Consider the following 23381-nt stretch of genomic DNA (forward strand, 5'->3'; position numbering starts at 1 on the left):
AAGGAAGCCGGGACCTCTTGAACAGCAGTAAGCACACGGAGCTGGCGAACCATGCCTGGTCCGTCGCCGATCTCCTGCGCGGCGACTACCGACAGTCCGACTACGGCAAGGTCATTCTGCCGTTCACCGTGCTGCGCCGCCTGGAGTGCGTCCTGGAGCCGACGCGCGAGAAGGTTGCCGAGACCGTCGGCAGATTCGCGGGCCAGGAGATCGACACCGATCACTTCCTGCGCAAGGCCTCGGGCCACTCCTTCTACAACAAGAGCGACCTCACGCTCAAGAAGATCGCGGCCGACCCGCAGAACGCGGCGAAGAACCTGCAGATCTACGTTGGTGCCTTCTCCGACAACGCCCGCGAGGTCCTCGACAAGTACGAGTTCAACCAGCAGGTAAGGAAGCTCGACAGCGCGAATCTGCTCTACCAGGTCATCGGCAGGTTCACCGATCTCGACCTGCACCCCGATGTCGTGCCCAACCACAACATGGGCTACATCTTCGAGGAGCTGATCCGCCGCTTCGCCGAGCAGTCGAACGAGACCGCGGGTGAGCACTTCACCCCGCGCGAGGTCATCAAGCTGATGGTCAACCTGCTGGTGGCGCCTGACGCGGACGCCCTCAGCCTGCCCGGTGTCGTCCGCACCGTCATGGACCCGGCCTGCGGCACCGGCGGCATGCTCAGCGCCGCCGAAGACCACATCAACTCCCTTAACCCGGACGCGACGGTCGAGGTGTACGGGCAGGAGCTCAACCCCGAGTCCTGGGCGATCTGCCGGTCCGACCTCATGATCAAGGGCCAGGACCCGGAGAACATCCGCTTCGGCAACTCCTTCTCCGACGACGGCCACGCCCGCCGGAAGTTCGACTACATCCTCGCCAACCCGCCGTTCGGCGTGGAGTGGAAGAAGGTCAAGGAGGAGGTCGAGTACGAGCACAAGTCGCTCGGCGACGCCGGCCGCTTCGGCGCGGGCCTGCCGCGCATCAACGACGGCTCGCTGCTCTTCCTCCAGCACATGATCTCGAAGATGAAGCCGGTGGACGTGAACGGCGGGGGCGGTTCCCGCATCGCCATCGTCTTCAACGGCTCCCCCCTGTTCAGTGGCGCGGCGGGGTCTGGTGAGTCGGAGATCCGGCGTTGGATCCTGGAGAACGACTGGCTGGAGGCGATCGTCGCCCTCCCTGACCAGCTCTTCTACAACACCGGCATTTCCACGTACTTCTGGATCCTGACCAACCGCAAGGACGCCGACCACAAGGGCAAGGTCGTCCTGCTCGACGCGCGCGACTACTGGCAGAAGATGCGCAAGTCGCTTGGCGACAAACGCAAGGAGCTCGGCGACGGGACGAACGGCCGCCCCGACCACATCGGCGACATCACCCGGCTGTACGCGGAAGCCGTCGAGGTCGCGAAGGACCCCGAGCACCCGTTGCACGGCAAGGTGAAGCTCTTCGCCAACGAGGACTTCGGCTACCAGCGCATCTGCGTCGAACGCCCGTGGAAGCTGCGCTTCGAGGTCACGGAGGAGACCTTGGCGGCACTGGCGGAGGCCAAGCCGGTGGCCAGGCTGGAACGGAGTGAGGAGTTCGTCGCGGCGGTGCGTACGCTGCTCGGCTCGTCCTGGACGACGAAGTCGGAGGCGTTCATCGCGCTCAAGGACGCGGTGGTCGCGGCCGGTCTGACCTGGCCGTCGGGCGCGCCGTTCGCGAAGACGGTACGGGAGACGATCGGGGTCCGGAACCCGGAGGGCGAGGTCCAGAAGGTCAAGGGCGCGCCGGAGCCGGACGCGGACCTGCGGGACTACGAGAACGTTCCGCTCGGCGAGGACGTCGAGGACTACCTCAAGCGCGAGGTGCATCCGCACGTCCCTGACGCGTGGATCGACCACACGAAGACGAAGATCGGCTACGAGATCCCGTTCACCCGGCACTTCTACGTGTACAAGCCGCCGAGGCCGCTGGCGGAGATCGACGCGGAACTGAAGTCGCTGGAGGCGGAGATTCAGGTGCTGCTGGGTGAGGTGACGCAGTGAACTCTGCCCCTACTCAGTCAGCAACAGCTGTCGACTGGCTGACTAACGTGCGGCCAGGTTGGCCAACGACAACTCTCGGCCGAGTCGGACGGTTTCATATGGGCACCACATTCCCGCACGCCTACCAAGGGGCCGCGCAGGGAGATCTGCCGTTCATCAAAGTTTCCGACTTTCCTCGGGCTGACCGTCTTGGCGTAGTCTCGGGGGCGAACAACTGGGTGGACCGTCAGACGGCCCGTCGGCTCGGAGCTCGCATTGTCCCCAGAGGGAGTATCCTGTATGCGCGAGTAGGCGCTGCATTGCTCCTGAATCAACGTTGCATCACCGGTCGCACTTGCATTGTGGATGACAATGTTCGCGCATTCGAGCCGGAGCATGGCGATCCTCGCTATTGGCGCTACCTCATGCTGCTACTCGATATGGCGAAAATTACCAACCCAGGCCCTGTCCCGTCAGTGAGTGAGCGTCAAGTTGCCGCCTTGCCGGTTCCCCTGCCGAGCGTAGAGGAGCAGCGTCACATCGCCGACTTCCTCGACGCCGAGACCGTCCGCATCGACCAACTGCGCCGCAAGTTCAACCGTCAACGAGACCTCCTCGTCGAGCGCGAACGTGCTTCGCTACCCTTGGGCGTGGCGGGGGCACGACTAGGTGAGGGAAGTGTAGACACTGGCTTGCCATGGCTTCCTTCTATGCATCCTCGGGCCCAACTAGTTCCCCTTATCAGGCTCTTGCAACTGCAACGAGGTGCAGATCTTACGGACGATCAGCGGAGGCCCGGCGAGGTGCCTGTGGTCACAACAGCCGGGCCGAATGGCTGGCATGACATCGCGCTCGCTTCGGGCCCGGGAGTCGTCATCGGACGATATGGGTCTGTCGGCAACGTTCATTGGGTTGACGATTCCTACTGGCCCCACAACACCACGCTGTATGTAAAGAACTTCAATGGTAACGATCCGCGCTATTGCTACCACGTCTTGCGATCGTTGCCTTATGAAATGGAGCAGGCTCGCGCCGCAGTTCCCGGCGTGAACAGGAACGACCTGCACCGAAACGCCGTAGTTTTGCTTCCTCGTGATCTACAGCTCCGAGTTGCTCGCCTGCTGGATTCCGACATGACTCGCTTGGCGTCCGCTTTCGAGCGGATCAGGCGCGCAGATGCACTGCTCGCTGAACGCCGCCAAGCCCTCATCACCGCCGCCGTAACCGGCCAGTTCGACGTATCCACCGCCAGCGGGCGCAACGTAACGGACGGAGTCACCGCGTAGCCATGAGCCCCATCCACACGGAGTCCGCCTTCGGGGACGCCATCGTCGCCGCCATGGTCGAGCGCGGCTGGCGCGAGGCTCGTCCGCAGGACTACCGGGCCGACCTCGGTCTGGACACCAACGAACTCTTCACCTTCATCGGGGCGACCCAGCCCGACGAGTGGAACGAACTGCTCACCGTCTACGGCGGCGACCCGAACGAGGCACAGCGCGGGTTCGCCGCCCGCCTCGACCAGGCCATCGCCATCAACGGGCTCCTCGACGTCCTCCGCAACGGCGTCAAGGACCGCGGGGTCCTGCTCCGCGTCGCCTACTTCAAGCCCAACCTCGTCGCCCATGACTCCGTGCTGGACGGCTACCGGGGCAACCGCCTCACCGTCGTCCGGGAACTCGAGTACGCGACCAAGCAGGCCGACTGGGGCAACCGGCTGGACCTCACCCTCTTCCTCAACGGAATCCCGGTCGCCACGGCCGAGCTGAAGAACCCGCTGACCAAGCAGGGGGTGGAGCAGGCCAAGGAGCAGTACCGCACCGACCGGGACCCCACCGAGCTGATCTTCACGCGCCGCGTCGCCGCGAACTTCGCCGTCGACCCGGACCTGGTCTTCGTCGGCACCCAGCTCAAGGGCAAGAACACCCGCTTCCTGCCGTTCAACACCGGGTCCAACGGTCCGGGGCAGCCCGGCGGCGCCGGCAACCCGGCCCCCACCGCCTACGGCACATACGCGACCTCCTACCTCTGGGAGCAGGTCTGGCAGCCGGACAACTGGCTGGACCTGCTCCAGCGGTTCGTGCACCTGCACAAGAGCAAGACACCCGGCGGCGGCACCACCAAGACGATGGTCTTCCCGCGGTTCCAGCAGTGGGACGCGGTCAAGAAGCTCACCGCGCACGCCTCCACCCACGGCGCGGGACACGACTACCTGGTCATGGCCTCGGCCGGCTCCGGCAAGTCGAACACCATCGGCTGGCTCGCGCACCGCCTCAGCGACCTGCACACCCCGACCGACCCGCGCGAACTCGACCCCGAGGCCATCGCCAAGGGCCTCAAGCCGGGCGTACCCGTCTTCGACAAGGTCATCGTCATCACCGACCGCCGCAACCTGGACGCACAGCTCCGGGAAACCGTCGGCAATTTCGAGCAGACCGCGGGCCTCGTCGTGAAGATTGACGAGAAGTACGGGGCGAAGGGCGAGCAGCTCGCCAAGGCTCTCTCCCGTGACACCGGGAAGATCGTCACCGTCACCCTGCACTCCTTCCCGGCGCTGCTCGACTACCTCCAGCGCAACCCCACGGAGATCCAGGGCAGCAGCTTCGCGATCATCGTGGACGAGGCGCACTCCTCGCAGTCCGGCGACGCCGCCACCGCTGTACGGTCCGCGCTGCGCGACCTCGGCCTGGACTCCGACTCGGACGACGCGGGCGCGACCACGGTCAAGGCCCCGGCCACCGCAACCCTCGACGAGCAGCTCAAGAAGCGGGCCGAGCAGCGTTCCCGCGCCGCGAACCTCTCCTACTTCGCGTTCACCGCCACGCCGAAGGCCAAGACCCTCGAACTCTTCGGCACGCTCCAGGACATCGACGGCAAGGCGGCCTACCGGCCCTTCCACACGTACTCCATGCGGCAGGCGATCGAGGAGGGCTTCATCCTCGACCCGCTGCGGAACTACGTCACGTACAACACGTACTGGAAACTGGTGAACCAGAACCCGGACGAGCGGGAGGTCGACCCGTCGAAGGCGAACGGCCTGCTCGCCCGGTACGCGCTGACCCATGACTCGACGGTCGCCCAGCACGCCCAGGTGATCGTGGAGCACTTCGTGGCGCACAGCCGGGCCCGTCTCGGCGGCCGGGCCAAGTCCATGGTGGTGACCGCCTCCCGGCAGTCCGCCGTGCAGATGGCGCGCGCGATCAAGAGCTACCTCAAGGACCGGGACTACGACACCAAGTACCCCGACCTCGGCGTCCTCGTCGCCTTCTCCGGCTCGCTCACCGTCGACGGCGAGGAGACCACCGAGCCGAAGGAGAACGGCGGGCTGTCGGAGAGCGCGCTGCCGAAGGCGTTCGCGTACACACGTGTCGACGACAAGGCCGCCCGGGCCGGCGGTGCGGGCCAGCGCGAGTACCGGATCCTGGTCGTGGCGGAGAAGTACCAGACCGGCTTCGACCAGCCGCTGCTGACGACGATGTACGTCAACAAGTCGCTGACCGGCATCTCCGCCGTCCAGACCCTGTCCCGGCTGAACCGGACCGCCGAGCGCAAGATCCAGGCGGACTTGGCCGTCCTGGACTTCGTCAACGACGCCAACGACATACAGGACGCCTTCCGCCCGTACTTCGAGGAGGCGAACACCCTCCCCTCCGACCCCAACCTGCTCTACACCGCGCAGAGCCGGGTCATGCAGGCGGCGATCCTGTCCGGGCAGGAGATGGACGATTTCGCCGCCGCATACTTCGCCGCCAAGGAGAAGGCGGCAGGCTCACAGTCCAAGTGGGAAAAGCTGCACGCCGAGCTTTACCGGCAGCTCTCCCCCGCCGTCGCCCGCTTTACGCCCCTGCTCGAAAGCGAGGACACGGACGACCAGGAGGCCGCGGAGGACTTCCGCGCCGCCCTCAACGACTACGTCAGGAAGTACGGCTTCCTCGCGCAGATCGTCCCGTACCAGGACGCCGAGCTGGAGCGGCTGCACCTCTACGGCCGCTACCTCCTCAACCGGCTGCCGCGCCGGGCAGACGGCGGCGTGGACATCGGCGAGATCGACCTCAGCCACATGCGGGTGGAGAAGACCGGCGAGTACGACGTCTCCCTCACCGCCGAGGGGCCGACGACGATGCAGGGCTTCGGCGACGGCTCGGGCGGTGCCAAGGAAGCCGAGAAGTCGCTGCTCTCGCAGTTGATCGACAAGTTCAACGAACGCTTCGGCACCGAGTTCACCGAGCAGGACGTCATCCGCCCGTTCGAGGAAGCCAAAGCCGACCCGAAGGTGCGGGCAGCGGCCGTCGTCAACGACGAGGAGAACTTCGGCCTCGTCTTCGACAACGTCTTCGCAGACAAGATGGCCGACCACATCGACAGCATCGCAGGCATGGGCCGCCAGTACTTCGGCCCCGACAAGGGCTTCAAGTCCAGCCTGGACCGCAGTGCCCGCAAGGCCGCCTGGCGGATGATCCGCCGCGAAGAGGGCCTGGACGACGACTTCTGATGTGCACGCCCCGGCCGGAAGCGCCGGCCGGGGCAACCTGCTGGAGGGGCGCAACGCTCCTGGGCATTCCACTGAATCTCTGCGCGTCAGACGATGCGCGGTGCAAGTTGCCCTCTTCACGAGGTGCAGCAGATCGGGAGGGGAAACAATGAGCCACGCGGGGAACGAGCTTGAAGAGTCTCGGCTTCAGAAGGCCGTCGAGATGATCGCCATCACTCCGCAGGCGGCCGCTGAGCTCGTGGGCGGGTACCGTACGAATTTCGAGGGCAAGTTCAAGCGGGAGCCCGAGAGCCTGGAGGACAAGCGCCGGATCGCGGCCAAGATAGTCGGCCGGTATTCCAAACTTTCGGCAGTCACCGGCGCGGTCACGGCAGCCCCGAGTGTGATTCCAGGAGTCGGGACGGCGGTCGCAGTCCTGGGCGGCGGCATCACCGATATCGCCGCGGCACTCAAGCTCCAGATCGACATGTGCATGTGCCTGGTCGAGGTGTACGAGACCGAGCTGAGCGATGAGGACAAGAAGCACCTGGCCTTCGTGCTCGCGTTGGCGGGTTCGGTAGAACAGATGGCGTCGAAGGGCGGCAAGGCGGCGGTCATGAAGATCGCCGAGAAGTTGGTCTATCAGTACCTGCGAGGGCCTGCCTTGGTCACGATCAAGCAGTTGTTCAAGCGGGTGTCGATCACCTTCACCCAGAAGGCGATGGCCAAGGCGATTCCCGCCGGCGTAGGTGTCGCCTTCAGTAGCTCAACCAACTACGTCCTGACCACGATGGTGGGCAAGGTCGCCGTCGCCGTCCTGGCCAAAGATGTGAAGTAGCAACACTGCATCGGGTTCAGTACCGCCGGCTCAGTTGCCGGACAGTGGTGCAGCGCGCATCGCACTGCCTTTGCGCGCGTGCCGGTCCCAGCGGTCGGCGGCCCCGTGGCCCCTCGCGCACCGTGATCGCTGGACGGCAGATCGACGCAGCGGCCACACTTGACCCCTGACCGTGACCGTTCATCAGCACACCGGGGGCAAAGTGCCGCAGGAGGCGATCTCCGACCGTTACGAACTCCTGGAGGAGCTCAGCCACGGCGGCATGGGCGACGTGTGGCGCGGCTACGACGCCGTGCTCGACCGGCCCGTCGCCGTGAAGCTCATCCGGCAGGCGTCGGTCACCTCCCCGCAACTGGCCGAGGAGTTCGCCAAGCGCTTCCGCCGCGAGGCCCGCATCACCGCACGCATCCAGCACCCCGGCGTGCCGCAGGTGTACGACGCGGTGCTCGACGCGTCGTACGAGCGGCTGTTCCTGGTGATGGAGCTCGTCGACGGCATACCGCTGTCCGCCTACCTGGACCCCGGCCGACCGCTGCCGGTCAGCTGGGCGGCCGCCGTCGCCGCGCAGGTCGCGACCGTACTGTCGTACGCGCACGACGTCCCGGTAATCCACCGCGACCTCAAGCCGGGCAACATCCTCATCGCACGCGACGGCACCGTGAAGGTACTCGACTTCGGCATCGCCGCGATCCTGCGCACCGACGTCACCAAGCTGACCGCCACCGGCAGCCCCATCGGCACCCACCAGTACATGTCGCCCGAGCAGGTGCGCGGCGGACGCATCACCCCGCAGACCGACCTGTACGCGCTGGGCTGCGTGCTGCACGAACTCCTCAGTGGACGCATCGCGTTCGAGGCGGACAGCGAGTACATGCTGATGTACCAGCACGTCAACGCCGCCCCCACCCCGCTGCGGCATCTGCGGCCCGACGTCCCCGAGGCGCTGGAGGAGCTGGTCCTGCACCTTCTGCGCAAGGCGCCCGAGGCGCGGCCCGCCGACACTCAGGAGGTGTACGCGCGGCTGCTGCCGTTCCTGCCGCCTCCGGGCCAGGAGCCCGGCACGGCCGATGCCGGGCCGGCCGGCGCGCCCGACCCGACGGGCGTCTTCCGTCGTCCTTTCGCGCCCCGCGCCCGCGCCCAGTCGCCCGCACCTGATGATGTGCCGCCCACGGCCGTCCTCCCGGGGGCCCGGCCGGTGCCCGTTCCCGCCCAACTGCGCGAGGACATCAAGGCGGCGTACGCCCATGCCGACGCCCTGCTGGAGGAGGAGCGGTTCGCTCAGGCCGCCGAGGTGCTCGGCGAGATCATCGAACCCGCGGCCCTCGCCCTCGGCTCCGAGAGCAAGGCCGTTCTGGCGCTGCGCCGCCGGCGAGCGGCCATCCGCCTCCTCGGCGGCGACTACCGGGCCGCCCTGCCCGAGTTCGAGGCCCTCGCCGACGCCTACGCCCGCATCGCCGGACCCACCGGCGAGCAGTCCCGCGCCTGCCGCTCCCAGGCGGCCCGGTGCCGCGCCGAACTGGGCCAGGTCACCGACGCGCTCGCCGCGCTCCAGGGCGTGCTGAACGTCGTGCGGGCCGTCGACAGCGACGTGAGCGAGGAAGCGGTGGAGCTGCGGCACAACATCGGGATGCTGCTGCTCGCCCAGGGCCGGGCCGCCGAAGCCCAGCAGATCCTCGAACCGCTCCATCAAGACATGTGCATGGTGTTCGGCCCCGCCGACGAGATGACCGTCGAGATCGCCGAGGCGCTGGCCCTGATCCGCCTGGACCTCGACGGCAACGCTGCCAGGTAACCCGCTCGTACACCTCGCAGGCTCGGCTGGAGTCACTGAAGCAAGCCAAGGAGCCGCACATCCTCACCATCCCCATCGCCCAGGGGATCCGCGGCGTCGCCCTCGCTCCGGATAGTGGCGACATCTTCGTACTGCTACGCGTGATGCCGCACGACAAGGCCATCGCCTGGGTGATCAAACAGCGCGCCAGCCTCGCTGCACCGCTTGTGAGTTAGGAACACGCACACCTGCATCGAGGCCCTTCGGCCCCCTGTGCCGGTCGCCAGGTCCAGCTCCGCGACGACCGCCTTCGAGCCGCTGGCCGCCGGCTTCCCCATTCCTCAGGCGTTCGCGTGGCGTCCGGCCGTCACCCCGAGGCCCGGCGACCTCGCTGACCCCGCGCCGTCTGGTGTGCTCGAACCTTCGGCGGGCATCCCTTCCACCTCATCGTTGCGGTCCTCAGGAGCCCCTGCAGGAACGGAGCGCGAAAGGGCGGAACCCAGGACGAGCATCGGCCATTCAGGGCACCAGGGACAGGGCGCGCCGAGGCTCCGATGCGGCTCGCTGGCCTCCGCCGCCGACCATCGTCATCGTCAGGCCGAAGAGCATCTTGTTCATCTCGTCCGACGTGAGGCCCAGCTCGGCTGCCACCGCCGCCGGCTTCATTCCCGTGGACCGCAGGCCCTGGAAGACCTTGGTGAGCACCTGAGAGGTCTCCCGCTTTTTCATGCCTTCGGGCTCCGCCCTGCGGTAGCCCCGCTGGCTCAGCTCGGTGCAGGCGGAACGGTACTGCCAGTCGGTGAGGAGTCCGAGGTCGTGCATGCGGTAGGTCAGGGCCATCGCGGACACGTTCCAGATGGCCTTGCCCTTGAGGATCTGATCGACGTGGGCCCCGGCCGGCATGTGGCCCAGCACGCTCGAAGCGGGCATGAGGAAGGCGCTGGCGAAGTCGTTCGCCTGCCTCTCGGCCTCGGGGCCGGCGCACTCGCGGTCGGTGCCGTGCATGACGAGGTGCCCGAGTTCGTGGGCGGCGTCGAAGCGGCTGCGCTCGGCGGACTTCATCGTGTTCAGGAAGACGAACGGGGTTCTCCCGCGCCAGACGGCGAAGGCGTCGACCTCCGCGTAGTCGGGCGCGAGCGAGAAGACTCGGACGCCGTGCGCCTCCAGTAGGTGCACCATGTTCGGTGCCGGGGCGTTCCCCAGCCCCCACGTCGTGCGGACCATCTCGGCCGCGGTCTCAGGGTCGGGCTTGCCGAGAGAGGGGAGGTCGGCGGCCGGCAGACGGAAGCGTTCCTCGATCCAGTCGTAGAGGAGCGCGGCCAGCGTTCCGGCCGCGCGCGCGGCGTCGAGAGTGCGGGCCGGGGTCTTGCTTCGAGCACGCCACGAGATGCCGTCGGCGGGCAGCTCGTCGATCTCCGGACCTGTGAAGAAGTCTCCCGGGAAGCCGAGCGCGCCTGCGAGTCGCTCCACGGTGGTACGTCGGGGTGCCGTCCGGCCGGTCTCATAGTTGGACAGGCTCTGAAGCGAGACCCCCGCGAGTTGGGAAAGCTCGGCGAGCGTCAGGCCCCGGCGCTTTCGGGCCAGCGTGATGCGGGACGGGGTCACCATGGTGAGACTGCCTCGGGATCCGGATGGTGCGGGTGGGGCGGCCAGTATCGCGGCCACCCCACATGATGGGCCTCAGCGAAACTCGACGGAGATGTCGATCTCGTCGGGTCCATCTTCGTCCGACAGTTCGATTTCGTCCATCTCGATGACCGGCAGCAGTATCCGCTGCTCCCACTTCACGACGAACCCGCGATCGACCTGCCCGGGCAGCGACAGCTCGCTGTGGATCCGGACCCCGCCCTCGGCCTTCACTCGGTACGAGACCAGGAACCAGGTCTTGAGCTTCAGGGCCTCGTCTTCATCGAGGAGGACTTCGTTCGGATCGACGGGCGGCGGGAAGAGCCCGAGCTGCACGTTGTGCTCGGCGGCGCGCTCCGTGGCGGCGCCCCTCTTGTGAAGGTTGGTGGGGTGGAGGCTCGCGTTACCGGTGGCCGCGTCGCCGACCATCGTGCCGATGGCGAGCGTCTTCCCCGGGTTGCAGACGAGTTCGAGGTGGTCGTGGAGAAGTCGTTTCCACCCCTCGTGGCGGATGTGCGCTTCCCGCAGCATCCGCACGTGCTCCTGGTAGGCACGCGTCCCGCCAGTGTTCGCGGGGTGGTTGGGGGTGGCCGTTCGCCGCGCCGCCTCGCCGGCATACAGAGCCGGGTGCAGATACTCCAACTTCGTTCCCAGCGACGCCAGCTGGGCATGGACGCCTTGGGACACGGAGCCTCCGATGATTGGGCGGGAAGTTATAAGGAGGCTACCGCAAACGAGGCGTCAGTTTTATAAGTTCGCCCTCCACGAACCTTAAGATGATGCATAGTTGCCGCCCCCCGAATGTTGCCGGCACAAGCACGGCTTCAGAGCACGCCGCAGCCCGCTCGCTCGCCGGCCCGACGAAGGAACCCCGTGACTCAGCAGACCAACGGCCCCTCCCCGGCCCTCAAGGCGGCGTTCGACTCGATGACCCTGCTGGTCGCGGCGGTCATCGTCCACGATCGGGCCGCCAATCGCGTCGTACTCCTCCAGCGCGGCAAGAACGCCAAGTTCGGCAGGGGCTTGTGGGATCTGCCTGGCGGCAAGAGCGAGCCGGGTGAACCCATCACCGAAAGCGCAGTCCGCGAGCTCCATGAGGAGACCGGCCTCACGGTGGAGGCCGACTCGCTGGAGGTCGTTCACGTCATCCACGGCGCCTGGGGCGTCGAGGCTCCCAACGGTTACCTCACGGTCGTCTTCGCCACTCACGAGTGGACCGGCGAGCCCGAGAACCGCGAGCCCCACAAGCACTCCCAGGTCCGCTGGGCCCACGTCGATGACCTGCCCGGCGAATTCGTCCACACGTCGGGCAGTGCCCTACTAGCCTTCCTGCACGGCGGCCCGCAGGTCACGCTCAGAGGGTGGTCGTAGACCCCGAAGGCAGGAGAGAGTCATGTCCGATTCGCCTTGGGACGCCGCTCTGTCGCCCATCCAGCCGTTCCACCCCTTCAACGACGTCGGCGAGCCGGTCGGTCTGCACCGCGGGCAGGTCAGCGGTGTGCGGGATACAGAGGTGCCCGGTGAGGTGAGCCTTGCGTGTTCACCGGTTCTCAGCCTCGACTGGAGCGTCACCCTCGAGCCGAACTCGCATCCGTACGCGCAGGACACAGCCGTCCTGCGGCTTCCTCGGCCGTACGGTGAGGCAGAGGTGGAAGCCTGGGTCCGCGATTTCGACGAAGGCTGGATCAACGGAGCCGTCCTGGGAGACAGCAAGGCCCCTCTGGCAAGGATCGCGGTCCACTGGTTCAACCTCCCCCGGTTCACCGGGCAGCATCACCTGACCGACCGGATCGAGGGTGCGGATCGGTACTGGTCCGGGGGCCGCTGGTCCCACGAGGTCGACGGCTGGAAGATCGTGCTGGACGTACGCCCTGACCACCGCGCTGTCTGGGAAGGACTCCTCAAGACCCGGCTCTACGCGATGACGCATGCGATGGAGATCAGCCGTGCGGACGGACGGCGATTCACCGCCAGTGAGGCCACGCACCTTCTCACAGCCCTGCACCTCGGCATGTCGCTTGGCCGCTGGACCGCTCCGCTCCTCCCTGTCGGCCTCGGGGCTGACGGGCAGGCCGTCTGGGAGTCCTGGGGTGCCCTGCACTGCGATCCGGCGCGGAGGCACTCCTCCGGCTGGTGGGACTCGTGGGACATCGAAGCCCTCGGCAGGTTCCTTGACGGGCTCGTCCCGATGATGGCCGATCCCGTGATCGCGGAACCGCTGAAGCTGCAGATCAGCTACGCGATCACGGCCATGCGTGACCAGGGATTCGTGGAGCAGCGCGTGATGATCGCCGCTGCCGGACTGGAGCACGCCATGTGGCAGCGTCTGTTCGTCCGTGGTGTTCTCACCCGCGCGGAGTACAAGAACACCCGCCTGTGGCCTGCCCACGCGAAGCTGCGGAAGGTTCTCGGGGAAATCAACGTCGCAGTCTCCATCGACCGCAACCATCTGCCCGCGATGGCCGCCTTCGCCGACGAGATGCGCCGACGGACCGGACAGGTCTGGGACGGGCCCTCCGTGGTGACGAAGATCCGCAACTACATGGTCCACCCGGAGGAGGACCAGAGGGAGCTCTACCGGATACCCGGCCTCGTCACGGAGGTGTGGGTACTTGCCCGCCACTACCTGTCCCTGCTGGTCCTCGAGTCACTGGGCTATCGCGGACCGCATCAGAACCTGTCGAAGATCCGCGGCATGGCAGGCGAGGTCGAGGAGACTCCCTGGCCCTGACTCGGGCCTACCCGACATCTCTTCCGAGTCGCACAACGAAGTCCGCGACTCGGGTCAGTGCCTCCGCCAGGCGGGCCGGCGGGACCGTGTAGGAGATACGGACGTGGTTGGGGGCCGCGAAGTCGGCGCCTGGGACGACCGCGACGTTGGCCTCCGCGAGGAGGAGTTCCGCGAAGACCTCGGCCGAGGTGATGGTCTGGCCCGCCAGGGTGCGGCCGTAGGTGCCCGAGATGTCGGCGAGGAGGAAGAACGCGCCGGTCGGGTCGCCGTCGACGTCGATGCCCGGGATGTCCGCGAGCGCCTTGATGGTGGTCAGGCGGCGGTCGTCCAGTTCCAGTCGCCGGCGTTCCAGCTCGGTGGTGAGGTCGGCGGTCAGGGCGCCGAGGGCTGCCTTCTGGGAGATGGAGGAGGGCGCGGAGGCGATGTGGCTCTGGATCGCCGTGATGGCCTGGGCCACCGAGGGCCGCGCGCGGTGATGACCGCGGGCTCCGTCCTCGGCACCCTCGCACTCCTCTTGATCGCGACCGCCCCCAACCTGGCCGTCTTCACACTGGTTTGGGTGCTCGCCGGCTTGACCATGGCCGCCACCTTCTACCCGCCCGCCTTCGCCGCCCTCACCCGCTGGTGGGGCCCGGACCGCATCCGCGCCCTGACCATCGTCACCCTCGCCGGCGGCCTCGCCTCCACCGTCTTCGCACCGCTCACGGCAGTCATCGCGGAGCACCTGAGCTGGCGCGCCACGTACGCCGTCCTCGCGGCGATCCTCGCCGCCGTCACGATCCCCGCCCACGCCCTGGCCCTGCGCGCCCCCTGGCCGGTCGCCCCACCGCAAGCTCCCACCACTGACGGCACCACACCCATACCCCGCAGCCGCCCCTTCATCCTGCTGGCCGTGGCCTTCACCCTCTCGGGCTTCGCCATGTACGCCGTCGTGATGGGCCTCATCCCGCTCCTCACCGAACGAGGAGCCACAGCCACGCAAGCCGCCTGGGCTCTGGGGCTCGGCGGGGCAGGCCAGACCCTCGGCCGCACCCTCTACTCGGCCCTCGCGACCCGCACCTCGGTCACGGCCCGCACCGCCACCCTGATCGCCCTCGGCGGTGCGACCACGGCATCACTGGCCTTCACCCCCGGCCCCATGCCGCTCCTGATCGCCCTCGCGATCTTCGCCGGAGTCGTCCGCGGCAACCTCACGCTCCTACAGGCCACCGCGGTCACCGACCGCTGGGGCACCACGCACTACGGCCGCCTCTCAGGGCTTCTCGGCGCACCCACCCACATCGCCGCAGCCCTCGCTCCCTGGGCCGGAGCCGCCTTCGCCACGCAGGTCGGCGGGTACTCCCCGCTCTTCGCAGCCCTCGTCGCCACTTCGTTGCTCGCGACGGTGCTCGCCGTGGCATCAGCGGCGAGGAAGCCCCACCCGGTCAGTTCCGCCGATCCGAGGTGAGCGTGATCCAGCCGTCCGGGATCCAGCCTTCGAGGTAGCCCTCCAGGAACGGCTCGAACTCCGGGATTCCGAGGTGCGCCACTTCCCCGAGCGCCTGGCGCCACGGAAGCCACAACTGTGATGGCCCGGGGCCGCCTTCGACGTGCATCGTGAACAGACGTGCCTTCCGATGTGCGCCGTCACCGGGCGACACGCCATCCAGCCGGGCCACCGTGCCGCCGAACCGGAAAGCCAAGCCGGCAGCGAGTCGGCATGCAGCCGCTCTGTACGACTCACCCGGGGCACACGCGCCCATGGGGAGGCTCATGAGCCCCGGCGAGTACTGGACAAGGCCCATCCGGTGAAGGTCGTCGAAGCACACGAGATACACCACACGCCGCCGCACCTCTGGTGCATACATACCCACAAGAAAAAGAATGGCCCGTCGGGAGCGCGACGCACTCCGGGCGGACCGAACGGGTGGGTAGTCGGCGATCTCAGGACTCGGGCGGCGCGGGCGGCAGCGCCGCCGGGCCGGGCCAGATCTGGAAACCGAAGGACGCTTCCAAGCGGGCGAGCGTGCCCGAGTCCGGCATGACCCTGCCGTTGAGCACCCTGCTGATCGTCGAATGGGTCAGGCCGGTCGCTGCCGCGAGGCTGCGCAGCGTATGTCCGGTGGAGGACATGGCCCGCGCGAGGTTCCGGGAGAGGGACTGGCCGTAGTAGGCACTGACCGGAGCATCAGGAGCGAGAGCGGCATTGGGCCAAGCGCCGTCCACGACGTAGTCGCGCGGCTGCTTGTCGTTGCTGCTCCGGGGCATGCCGAGATCATCCCACGTACCCATGGGGCCGACCCTTCCCTTGTCTCGGATCCCGCAACGGAGACCTCTTGTGTGTTGCAAGTACGGAACAGCGTAAGGGTCCACGAGCCGTCCGTGCGGCACATTCCAGGGTTTCGGCAGCGCTCCGTGGTGGCGGGCGACGACACCGCCCGGTCCCTCACGCGCCACTCGGCTACTACGCGCGCCCGATGCGCCACTCCGGCAAGCGTTCTCAGATGCACCGAGACCGGAGACATCATGCAAGTCATAAGAGACATGGCCTCCAACACGACTTACTTACAGCGGAGTTGCACCCAACCCCAGAGAATCTGCACGCTCGCATCTATGCATTTGCCTGCGGAGCGGGCGAAGGCCCGCTAGCTTGTGGGTGGATCATCCGAGGGGAGCGGAGCATGACCACAACAGGAGCGGGGTCCGCGCACCCTCTCGTTGAACACCTTCGCGAGATCCAGGCCGGGGAACACGCCAAATGGGTCATCGCGACTGGCGTGTTGGCCGAGGTGCGACAAGAGATGGCCGACCTCCAACGTCGCTTCGAAGAAGCGGAGCGATCCCTCCTGGCGGCCGACGTACGACTGTCGGCCGTGAGCGACACGGTTCGCCAGGCCGAGGAGTTCTTGGGGGCGAAGCAGCCCTCACATCCACCGACGGATCCAGGTGAACGCCCGAATTCCGCGGACCCGCAGAGCTCCGGCTCCGACGCCCGCGACTCCGGTGTGCCACATCAGGCGGCGGGGCGGCCGGCCTCCGGCGTCGACACGGAGCAGAAGTCCCTCACAGAGCTGGTCCTCGAAGCGCTCGTGGACGGCCTGGATACACCGACCTCCAAGATCGTCGCCCATGCCCAGCTGGAGCGTCCGGACGCGACACCTCGGCAGATCACCAACTGCGCCAGCCACATGCGGGCCAAGGGGAAGGTCCTCATTGTCGGCCGCGGACTCTACCGACTGGTCAGCAAGGAGCCGCGCACGTAGAGATCGCCATCTTCCAAACAGAAAAAGGCGCCGCCCGGGTGGGAAGACCCTGGCGACGCCGTGACACGTCAGCTGAGGGCCCACGCGCCGCCTCCAGGCTAGGCCATGGAGTAGCGGCCCACCCGGCCCTCGGGAATTTTGCGCATTCAACACTTGATCATAAATGAGGGCCCACGCCATGCCATCTGACGCATTCATGCACCACTGGCCCCTACAGGCCAGCAGCAGTCAGGCGCTCCAGTACCCCCACGGGGGTGTTCGATGAGTGCCGCAGACAAAGTCCGCATCATCATGCCCACCGGCGGAATGGCCACCCTGCGGCAGCTGAAGGTGGTCGACGCCGTCGCCGAACTGGGCGGCGACGACCGCCTGGCCATCCCGGTCTCAGAGATCGCCACCAAGGTGGGGCTCAGCGCCTCCAACATCTCCTCTTCGCAGGGCTTTCTTCGTCAAGCCGGCCTGCTGGAGACGCACCACGGAGCCCTTTCGGTCACCGATGCCGGCTTTCAGTTGACGCGGCTCCGGGCGGAGGACTCCGCCCGCGCTCGCCTCTTCCTGCATGACCACTGGCAGTCCGCCTGGTTCACCAAGGCCGCCAAGCGCCTCCTGCGACAAGGGCCGCGGCAGAGGACCACGCTCGCCGAAGAGCTCGGCCAAGGGCTGCCCGCAGCGGCGCCCGAACGCGGGCTCTATCTGGTGGACTGGCTCGACTACGCCCTGATCGTCCACGTCGCCAAGGACGGACTGGTCCGCCTCCCGGGCTCCATCCCCACACCCCCGCCCCCCGCCGCTCCGGCATCAGGCCTGTTCCTCAGCTCCGTCGAAGAGACCATGGCGCTACCCGACGACACCTTCGTAGCAGCCATGCGGGCTTACGGGACCCTCGTGAGCTCGCTCCGAGGGCCGGCGGCCCGCGCCTAGCCAGGCCGGCTCGCCCCTCCGCACCGAGTGACGCCCCGGGCCGTCCTGCCCGGGGTCTCTTCGGCGCGTCCTCATCCATTCGCCCACGCCGGGTTGCAGCGGAGATCACACATGCCCACCGTAATGGTGCAAGTACGGAACACAATGAATCATTCGAATCTTCCCAGTCAGAGGGTCGGGGGAGGGGTCGAACTGCTCTCCCCGACCCTCCGGAGGACCGTCATCATGGGAAGCGACCTGTCTCTCATCCATGCCATCGACCTCGTCATCGACGCATGGCGGGAGATGACCGCCCTCGACGAGATGTCCGAGCAGACCTTCGACAAGTTCGGTCTCCTCATCAAGAGGTTCGGACGGAACGCCACTGCGCGAGGCGTACTGCTCATCTCGGACGTCACCGATGGCATCGCCGAGGACTTCGTGAACGCCAAGGGCCGGAGCCGCCACGGCCACGTCTCGGACTCGGCGGTGGCTACCCGCCGAGTCCGCCGAAGCGTCTTGCGAACCGCCTTCCGCACCCTGCACGAGCTCGGCCTGAGCGACCAGGATCCGACACGCAACATCGTCCTGCCCGCCCGCACCTACGAAGGTTCCCGCCCTCTCACCGAAGACGAGGCCGTACTGCTGCGCCACCACGCCGCATACGCGGCCCGGCCGACCCGGCACGCAGCCGCGGCCGCCCTCGCCCTGGCCGGCGGGCACAGCGGCGAGATCGGGCACAGCGTCGTGGCCGACCTCGACCTGCCGCACAGCCGCGTCTGGATGCACGGAGCGCGCAAGTACGACCCCCGCTGGTGCCGGCTGGACGCCTGGAGCCGCCACGTACTGGCCGATCGAGCTCGCCACGTCCTCGCTCAGCACCCGGACAAGAGCACCGCGCGCCTCGCGGTGTCCTGTACCCCGGCACCCGATCCGGCCCTGCAATCGCGCACGTGTGTCGCGCTCCGCGATCTGCTGCGCAGGATCGGCCTTGACGGGGAACCCGACGTCACCCCGGCTTCCGTCACCACCCGTGCCGCCGTCGAGACCTTCGAAGTGACCGGCCGTATCGAGGAATCCGCCCGAAGGCTCGGGCTCCGATCCCTGGACAGGGCCGCCTCCATCGTCGGCTATGACTGGCAGACCGACCCCGCCTACACCGACGGGGGTCCGGCCCGTGCCTGACGACGTCTTCGGAACCCCCAAGCCCCAGCCCGAACGCCCGCATCGCAAACGCCAGCTCACCGACCAGGACCAGCGCAGCATCGCGGAGCGCGTCCGCGACTGCCTCGACTACCCGCTCCTCTACGAGATGGCCGAACTCCTGCCCCCACCGAACGTCGTCGGCTGCCCCCGCGAGTACCCGGGCATCGTCTACCTGATCATGGCCGCCCTCACCCCGGTGACGAAGTCCAAGCGCTCCACCACAGGACTCCTCGCCTCTCCCCAGGACTGGCGCAGCGTACGGGCGAGCATCCGCCGCCACCTGGGCCGCCGGGCAGCGGCAGCCCTGCCCCTCACCGCGCCCTCCCGCGGGCAGTACCAGGACGCCCTGAACAACCTTCTCGTACCGGCCGCCGACGCACTCGAGGAAGCGTTCCGCAGGTACGCCGCCCAGCAAGCCCTGAGACAAGGACTGTTCCCCTCGGACGCGCCCAAGGTATGGAGCCGCCCCGAACGCCGACAGCTCCTCGTCGGCGACGCCACCGTCCCCAAGGCACCTTCCAAGGCGCGCGCCGTGGAGATCGAGGACGAGGACACCGGCCTGATCCGAAACCACCGCGTCGACCCGGCCGCCCGCATCTACTACGAGAACGGAGAGAAGGAGAAGCGGCGGGTACGCGGCACCAAGTGGTTCTTCGCCTCCGGACGGGACACCGGTTACTGGACCCGTGTCATCCTCAGCTTCGCCCACGTCGCCGGCGGCGAGTACGAGGACGAAGCGGCCATCGCCGTACGCCAGTTCCGCATGCTGAAGGACGCCCTGCCCCACTGCATGGGCGTCATCTACGACGGGGCCTTCCGCGGTGTCCACCGCGACGCCCTCGCTCGGACCGGCCTATTGGCCATCAACAAGCAGCACGGATCCGTCGCCCCTGTCTTCTACGAACGCATCAGCCCCTGCCGAAGCGGGCACGAGCTCTGGTGCGACCAAGGCCGCATCGCCGAGAGCATCCGCATCGACGATGGCACCCGCATCCTCGAACCCGTCCCGATCATCAGACTCGAGCACCGAGCCGGGGCCACCAAGAGCCGCTGGTACCACGTCCTCAAGATCCCCTGCCGCCACGGCGACCACGACTGCCGCGTCCCCGTCGGCATCACCACCACCCCCGCCGACCGGTCACTGCGCTCCGCAGACACCGGCAAGCGCATCAAGAGCGACAGTGAACGCGGCTTCCACCGAGCCGAATACCTCCAGCAGATCCCCGAGGCCAGCCTCACCCACCAACTCCTCTACCCCTACCGCGCCGACTCCGAGTCCGTACACAGCCAATTCGACCAGAGCCTCTGGAACCGCCGCATGATCGCCTACGGCGTGGATCGCCAGAAGATCTTCGTCCTCGGCTTCGCCCTCTCCCAGAACGCCACCAGCCACCAGATCCACCTCCAGGCCCGCAGCAACGCCCAACAGGTCCTCCGCATCGCCTGACACCCCTCGACCCCACGACGGCCGCGCCCACCCCAGGGCGCGGCCGTCGCTCCGTTAAAGGGGCCCCATCCATGGCAAGCGGAACAGAACGGACGCTCCAGCAGCCTGCCCACACCCGTGCAGCACCCCCGGCCTCCCCACCCACCACCCCAGACGCTCAGAAACCCCAGGTCACGACGATGCCTTCACCTCAGGCCCACTCCCACGGCAATCCATGCGACCACTCCCAGCACGATCCGCTAGGCTGTCAGCGGTCAGACGACTACCAGGCGTATGCCGGGGCAAGTGTCCGCGAGGGCAGCTCCACCCGGGCGGGCGCACGTCATCTGACCAGCACGCTTGCCGAAGCGGCTCGGGTGATCCCTCTGGGGTTTCCGGCAGCGTTTCCGACAAGCCCCCGCCTTCGTAGCTCAGGGGATAGAGCACGGCTCTCCTAAAGCCGGTGTCGCAGGTTCGAATCCTGCCGAGGGCACATTGATGCGAGACCCCCGCCGATCACGGCCGGGGGTCTTCGTCGTTTCCGGGGCGCGGGCGCACGGCGACACGGGGGCAAGTCCGGTGTGGGGTGCGTGAGTCGTCGCGGACGGCGGTGACGGCGGGGACGGCAGCGGCGGCGATGGCGATGGCGATGGCGGTCAGGGTGTCGGTGACCTCCACGGTCACGGTCACGACGGCGACCGCGCGGACGGCGACCGCGCGGACGGGGACCGCGGGCACGAAAGGGCCCTCCCGGTCGGGCCGGGAGGGCCGTGCGATCAACCGACGGGGGTCAGCTCAGGCCTCTGCTGCGTTCGCCGATCCGGTCGCCCTGCGGGGTGCCGGCCCGCTTGAGGGCCGCCTTCGTGTGGGCTCCGCCCTTGACCTTGCTGCGGACCGGACCTTCGAAGCCGTGACCCTGCGTGCGCGGCAGCTGTACCTGCTCCGACGCCTTCGCGATCACTGCCTGGCCGTCGTGCTTCTGCTCTTTGCTCATCCCGCCGTCAACTCCCTCGGGAAGCACCCAATCGGACTACTGGGATCGTATGCAGATATATCGACCCACGCACCCGGGCCGGGGGTAAAAACTCTCGATCATGGCCGGGAGGGGTCGGCCGGCGCCCGCGGCCCCGAGACCTCGTCGACGAGTTCTTCCGGGCAGGGCGTGCCCCGCGGGATCTGGTACTTCGCGGCGACCCGGTACTCCCCCGGCGCCGGGGCCAGCAGTTCGGTCCAGACGTCGCCCGCCGCGTCCGGGGCCGCCTTGAACAGGCACCCCGCGGTATTCGCGAACCGCTTCGGACCGGGGTTCTTCGCGGAGGATCCCGCCTTGGACTCGGCGGTCTCCTGCGGGGGCGCCACCGCCTTGCCCTGGGCGTCCACCAGCCCCAGCCACGGCGAGTGCGGGACGCGCACGCTGACCCGGCCTGCCTGCTTCACGTCGATGACCAGCTGGTCGGCGCCCGCGCGCACCACCGTCGCGGGTCCGGCCACCAGATCGGTGGGGGCCTGCACCTGGAAGAGCTGCCAGTTCTCGTCGCCCCAGATCTGGTGGAGGTACGGCAGGCCCCCGCGCACCAGCGTCGCCTCGTCCTTGCCGCCCTCGTCGGGTTTGTCGACGGGCAGCACCACGTAGTGCACGGCCCAGCGGCCCAGCCAGGCCCGGTAGCTGTCGGCGGTGAGCGTGTCGTCGTAGAAGAGCGGGTTGCGCTCCAGGTCGGCCTGCCGGTTCCAGCCGCGCGCCAGGTTGACGTACGCGGGGAAGGCGGAGGACTCGCGGTGGCTGCTCGCGGGCACCACCTCGACCCGCCCCCGGTCGGCGCCGGCCTTCTGGAGCCGGTCGACGAGGGGCGCCAGCTCCCGGTTCCAGGAGGCGAGCGGCGTGGTGCGGATGATGTCGGTGACGCTGTTGGTGGTGATCCAGACGTTCAGCCCGACGAAGGCGAGCAGGAGCGCGTACCAGCGGCGGGTGCGCGGGGCCTCGTACGGCAGGGCCGCGAGCAGCACCGCCCCGCCGAACAGCATGACGAGCCGGGTGACGTTCGACCCCACCTGGGAGTCGATCAGCCAGGTCAGGGCCACCCCCAGCGCGTACACGGCGGCGGCGATCCGGACCGTCTTCCACCGCTTCGGCACGAGGAAGACGATGACCAGGCCGAACACGAACGGCAGCCAGGCGGAGCCCAGCCTCATCGGCTGCGTTCCCGAGAAGGGGAACAGCCAGGCCGACAGTCCCACCACGGCCACCGGGGGCAGCCCCAGGGTGTACGCGCCCGGTCGCCGCCTGCTCAGGAACAGCGCGGCCGCGATCACCCCGAGGAACAACCCGGCGACCGGGCTGGCGGCGGTGGCGAGCCCGGCGAGCGGGGCGGCGACGGCGGCCTTCGCCCATCGCCGCTCGGCCCAGCCGCGCGGCCAGCAGAAGACCGCGGCGACCGCGCCGAGCGCGAACATCGCGCCGAGCCCGAAGGTCACCCGGCCGGAGAGTGCGTTGCACAGCAGCCCGTAGACCCCGGCGAGGGCCGGCCACAGCGGCTGCCGGACGGCGCCCCGGCAGCGCGTCAGGATCAGCGCGAGAAGCCCGGCCGACACCGTCCCGGCGATCATCATCGTGGTCCGGACGCCGAGCATGTGCATGAGGTACGGGGACACCACGCTGTACGAGACCGGGTGCATCCCGCCGTACCAGGCGAGGTTGTACGCCGTGTCGGGGTGCCGGCCCACGAACTCGGCCCAGGCGTCCTGCGCGGCGAGGTCCCCGCCGCTGTTGGCGAAGGTGAAGAGCCAGACGACGTGCAGGACGGCCGCCACGGCGGTGGTGACGAGCACGGGGTGCCCCTGCGCCCACCGAAGGGCGAGGCGCGCCATGCCCGGCGGGCCACCCGAACCGGACCGAGGACCTGAAACGGGACCGGGACCGGGACCGGACCGAGGACCCGAACGGGAATCGGAACGGGGACCTGAACGGGGACCGGAGCCGTCCACAGGGAACGTTTCGGCGTCGGTCGGGCCGGAGCCCGCGGTGCGCCCGCGCTGCTCCCGCTCCTGCCCGTACTGCTCAGCGGTGGTCACTACCGACGCTCTCTCCCCGACACCTGCGCGAGTACCGCACTCGCATCCAAGACGTGCTCAGGCGCCCCGGGGTTGCCCGGAGCGCCTGAACGAACCCG

At 68.1% G+C, this 23381-nt stretch carries 19 protein-coding genes, 1 tRNA gene and 1 pseudogene; 13 read left to right on the top strand and 8 right to left on the bottom strand.

Features of this window, described 5'->3' with window-relative positions:
• The first annotated feature begins 17 nt into the window (after window positions 1–17).
• The 5 genes from ACQEVM_RS31710 (at window position 18) to ACQEVM_RS31730 (ending at window position 9104) form a co-directional block, all read left to right on the top strand.
• Window positions 18–2027, top strand: coding sequence for a type I restriction-modification system subunit M (locus ACQEVM_RS31710; protein WP_433084703.1), 2010 nt, complete (start codon window positions 18–20; stop codon window positions 2025–2027).
• 47 nt (window positions 2028–2074) lie between these two features.
• A complete protein-coding gene (locus ACQEVM_RS31715) occupies window positions 2075–3292 on the top strand; it encodes a restriction endonuclease subunit S (protein ID WP_433085504.1) in 1218 nt (405 codons plus the stop codon).
• A gap of 2 nt (window positions 3293–3294) precedes the next feature.
• Complete coding sequence (locus ACQEVM_RS31720) at window positions 3295–6495, top strand: type I restriction endonuclease subunit R (protein ID WP_433084705.1); 3201 nt, start codon at window positions 3295–3297, stop codon at window positions 6493–6495.
• 148 nt (window positions 6496–6643) lie between these two features.
• On the top strand, window positions 6644–7312 hold the full coding sequence (locus tag ACQEVM_RS31725) for a hypothetical protein (RefSeq protein WP_433084707.1): 669 nt from the start codon (window positions 6644–6646) through the stop codon (window positions 7310–7312).
• Window positions 7313–7514: 202 nt separating this feature from the next.
• Complete coding sequence (locus ACQEVM_RS31730; RefSeq protein ID WP_433085506.1) at window positions 7515–9104, top strand: protein kinase domain-containing protein; 1590 nt, start codon at window positions 7515–7517, stop codon at window positions 9102–9104.
• Window positions 9105–9602: 498 nt separating this feature from the next.
• Here ACQEVM_RS31730 and ACQEVM_RS31735 read toward each other — a convergent pair whose 3' ends face one another.
• On the bottom strand, window positions 9603–10691 hold the full coding sequence (locus ACQEVM_RS31735; RefSeq protein WP_433084709.1) for a helix-turn-helix domain-containing protein: 1089 nt from the start codon (window positions 10689–10691) through the stop codon (window positions 9603–9605).
• A 72-nt stretch (window positions 10692–10763) separates the two neighbouring features.
• The gene (locus tag ACQEVM_RS31740; RefSeq protein WP_252309396.1) at window positions 10764–11396 is read right to left on the bottom strand and encodes a hypothetical protein; all 633 of its coding nucleotides are present in this window, start codon (window positions 11394–11396) and stop codon (window positions 10764–10766) included.
• A 186-nt stretch (window positions 11397–11582) separates the two neighbouring features.
• Between ACQEVM_RS31740 and ACQEVM_RS31745 the strand changes: the two genes are divergently transcribed.
• Both ACQEVM_RS31745 and ACQEVM_RS31750 read left to right on the top strand, forming a co-directional pair.
• Complete coding sequence (locus ACQEVM_RS31745; protein ID WP_433084711.1) at window positions 11583–12080, top strand: NUDIX domain-containing protein; 498 nt, start codon at window positions 11583–11585, stop codon at window positions 12078–12080.
• 22 nt (window positions 12081–12102) lie between these two features.
• Window positions 12103–13440, top strand: coding sequence for a hypothetical protein (locus tag ACQEVM_RS31750; RefSeq protein ID WP_433084713.1), 1338 nt, complete (start codon window positions 12103–12105; stop codon window positions 13438–13440).
• Window positions 13441–13447: 7 nt separating this feature from the next.
• On the opposite strand, the gene ACQEVM_RS31755 is transcribed toward ACQEVM_RS31750, so the two are convergent.
• Window positions 13448–13897 (bottom strand): aminotransferase class I/II-fold pyridoxal phosphate-dependent enzyme, encoded by a 450-nt coding sequence (locus ACQEVM_RS31755; protein WP_433084715.1) that lies wholly within the window; start codon window positions 13895–13897, stop codon window positions 13448–13450.
• On the opposite strand from ACQEVM_RS31755, the pseudogene ACQEVM_RS31760 reads away from it, so the two are divergent.
• Window positions 13889–14887 (top strand): annotated as a pseudogene (locus tag ACQEVM_RS31760) (MFS transporter); the annotation flags it as partial. The gene ACQEVM_RS31755 and the pseudogene ACQEVM_RS31760 overlap by 9 nt on opposite strands.
• Here the strand turns inward: ACQEVM_RS31760 and ACQEVM_RS31765 are convergent.
• Both ACQEVM_RS31765 and ACQEVM_RS31770 read right to left on the bottom strand, forming a co-directional pair.
• Window positions 14865–15260: an NUDIX hydrolase gene (locus tag ACQEVM_RS31765; protein ID WP_433084717.1), complete on the bottom strand. Its 396-nt coding sequence runs from the start codon at window positions 15258–15260 to the stop codon at window positions 14865–14867. The pseudogene ACQEVM_RS31760 and the gene ACQEVM_RS31765 overlap by 23 nt on opposite strands.
• Window positions 15261–15363: 103 nt before the next feature.
• Window positions 15364–15687 (bottom strand): helix-turn-helix domain-containing protein, encoded by a 324-nt coding sequence (locus tag ACQEVM_RS31770; RefSeq protein ID WP_063890625.1) that lies wholly within the window; start codon window positions 15685–15687, stop codon window positions 15364–15366.
• 413 nt (window positions 15688–16100) lie between these two features.
• Between ACQEVM_RS31770 and ACQEVM_RS31775 the strand changes: the two genes are divergently transcribed.
• The 5 genes from ACQEVM_RS31775 to ACQEVM_RS31795 all read left to right on the top strand — a co-directional run bounded on the left by ACQEVM_RS31775 (window position 16101) and on the right by ACQEVM_RS31795 (window position 20707).
• Window positions 16101–16682, top strand: coding sequence for a hypothetical protein (locus ACQEVM_RS31775; RefSeq protein WP_433084720.1), 582 nt, complete (start codon window positions 16101–16103; stop codon window positions 16680–16682).
• Window positions 16683–16943: 261 nt separating this feature from the next.
• Entirely contained in the window at window positions 16944–17603 is a 660-nt protein-coding gene (locus tag ACQEVM_RS31780) for a hypothetical protein (RefSeq protein WP_252309402.1), read from the top strand.
• A gap of 225 nt (window positions 17604–17828) precedes the next feature.
• Window positions 17829–18767: a hypothetical protein gene (locus tag ACQEVM_RS31785; RefSeq protein ID WP_433084722.1), complete on the top strand. Its 939-nt coding sequence runs from the start codon at window positions 17829–17831 to the stop codon at window positions 18765–18767.
• Window positions 18760–20235: a hypothetical protein gene (locus ACQEVM_RS31790; protein WP_433084724.1), complete on the top strand. Its 1476-nt coding sequence runs from the start codon at window positions 18760–18762 to the stop codon at window positions 20233–20235. Before ACQEVM_RS31785 ends, ACQEVM_RS31790 begins: the two co-directional genes overlap by 8 nt.
• A gap of 399 nt (window positions 20236–20634) precedes the next feature.
• A tRNA-Arg gene (locus tag ACQEVM_RS31795) sits at window positions 20635–20707 on the top strand.
• A gap of 23 nt (window positions 20708–20730) precedes the next feature.
• Here the strand turns inward: ACQEVM_RS31795 and ACQEVM_RS31800 are convergent.
• From ACQEVM_RS31800 to ACQEVM_RS31810, 3 genes are all read right to left on the bottom strand, one after another.
• Complete coding sequence (locus tag ACQEVM_RS31800; protein WP_433084726.1) at window positions 20731–20952, bottom strand: hypothetical protein; 222 nt, start codon at window positions 20950–20952, stop codon at window positions 20731–20733.
• A 52-nt stretch (window positions 20953–21004) separates the two neighbouring features.
• Window positions 21005–21208, bottom strand: a complete 204-nt coding sequence (locus tag ACQEVM_RS31805) for a hypothetical protein (RefSeq protein ID WP_433084728.1) — start codon at window positions 21206–21208, stop codon at window positions 21005–21007.
• A 98-nt stretch (window positions 21209–21306) separates the two neighbouring features.
• A complete protein-coding gene (locus tag ACQEVM_RS31810) occupies window positions 21307–23283 on the bottom strand; it encodes an MFS transporter (protein ID WP_433084730.1) in 1977 nt (658 codons plus the stop codon).
• Between the last annotated feature and the right edge of the window lie 98 nt (window positions 23284–23381).

This window comes from Streptomyces sp. CA-243310, from assembly GCF_050936775.1.
GTDB lineage: Bacteria > Actinomycetota > Actinomycetes > Streptomycetales > Streptomycetaceae > Streptomyces.

Excerpts from the sequence above, each read along its gene's own strand:
- ACQEVM_RS31720 (WP_433084705.1), top strand. The coding sequence starts at position 3,295 with ATGAGCCCCATCCACACGGAGTCCGCCTTCGGGGACGCCATCGTCGCC.
- ACQEVM_RS31725 (WP_433084707.1), top strand. The coding sequence starts at position 6,644 with ATGAGCCACGCGGGGAACGAGCTTGAAGAGTCTCGGCTTCAGAAGGCC.
- ACQEVM_RS31735 (WP_433084709.1), bottom strand. The coding sequence starts at position 10,691 with ATGGTGACCCCGTCCCGCATCACGCTGGCCCGAAAGCGCCGGGGCCTG.
- ACQEVM_RS31750 (WP_433084713.1), top strand. The coding sequence starts at position 12,103 with ATGTCCGATTCGCCTTGGGACGCCGCTCTGTCGCCCATCCAGCCGTTC.
- ACQEVM_RS31770 (WP_063890625.1), bottom strand. The coding sequence starts at position 15,687 with ATGCCCCGGAGCAGCAACGACAAGCAGCCGCGCGACTACGTCGTGGAC.
- ACQEVM_RS31775 (WP_433084720.1), top strand. The coding sequence starts at position 16,101 with ATGACCACAACAGGAGCGGGGTCCGCGCACCCTCTCGTTGAACACCTT.
- ACQEVM_RS31780 (WP_252309402.1), top strand. The coding sequence starts at position 16,944 with ATGAGTGCCGCAGACAAAGTCCGCATCATCATGCCCACCGGCGGAATG.
- ACQEVM_RS31785 (WP_433084722.1), top strand. The coding sequence starts at position 17,829 with ATGGGAAGCGACCTGTCTCTCATCCATGCCATCGACCTCGTCATCGAC.
- ACQEVM_RS31805 (WP_433084728.1), bottom strand. The coding sequence starts at position 21,208 with ATGAGCAAAGAGCAGAAGCACGACGGCCAGGCAGTGATCGCGAAGGCG.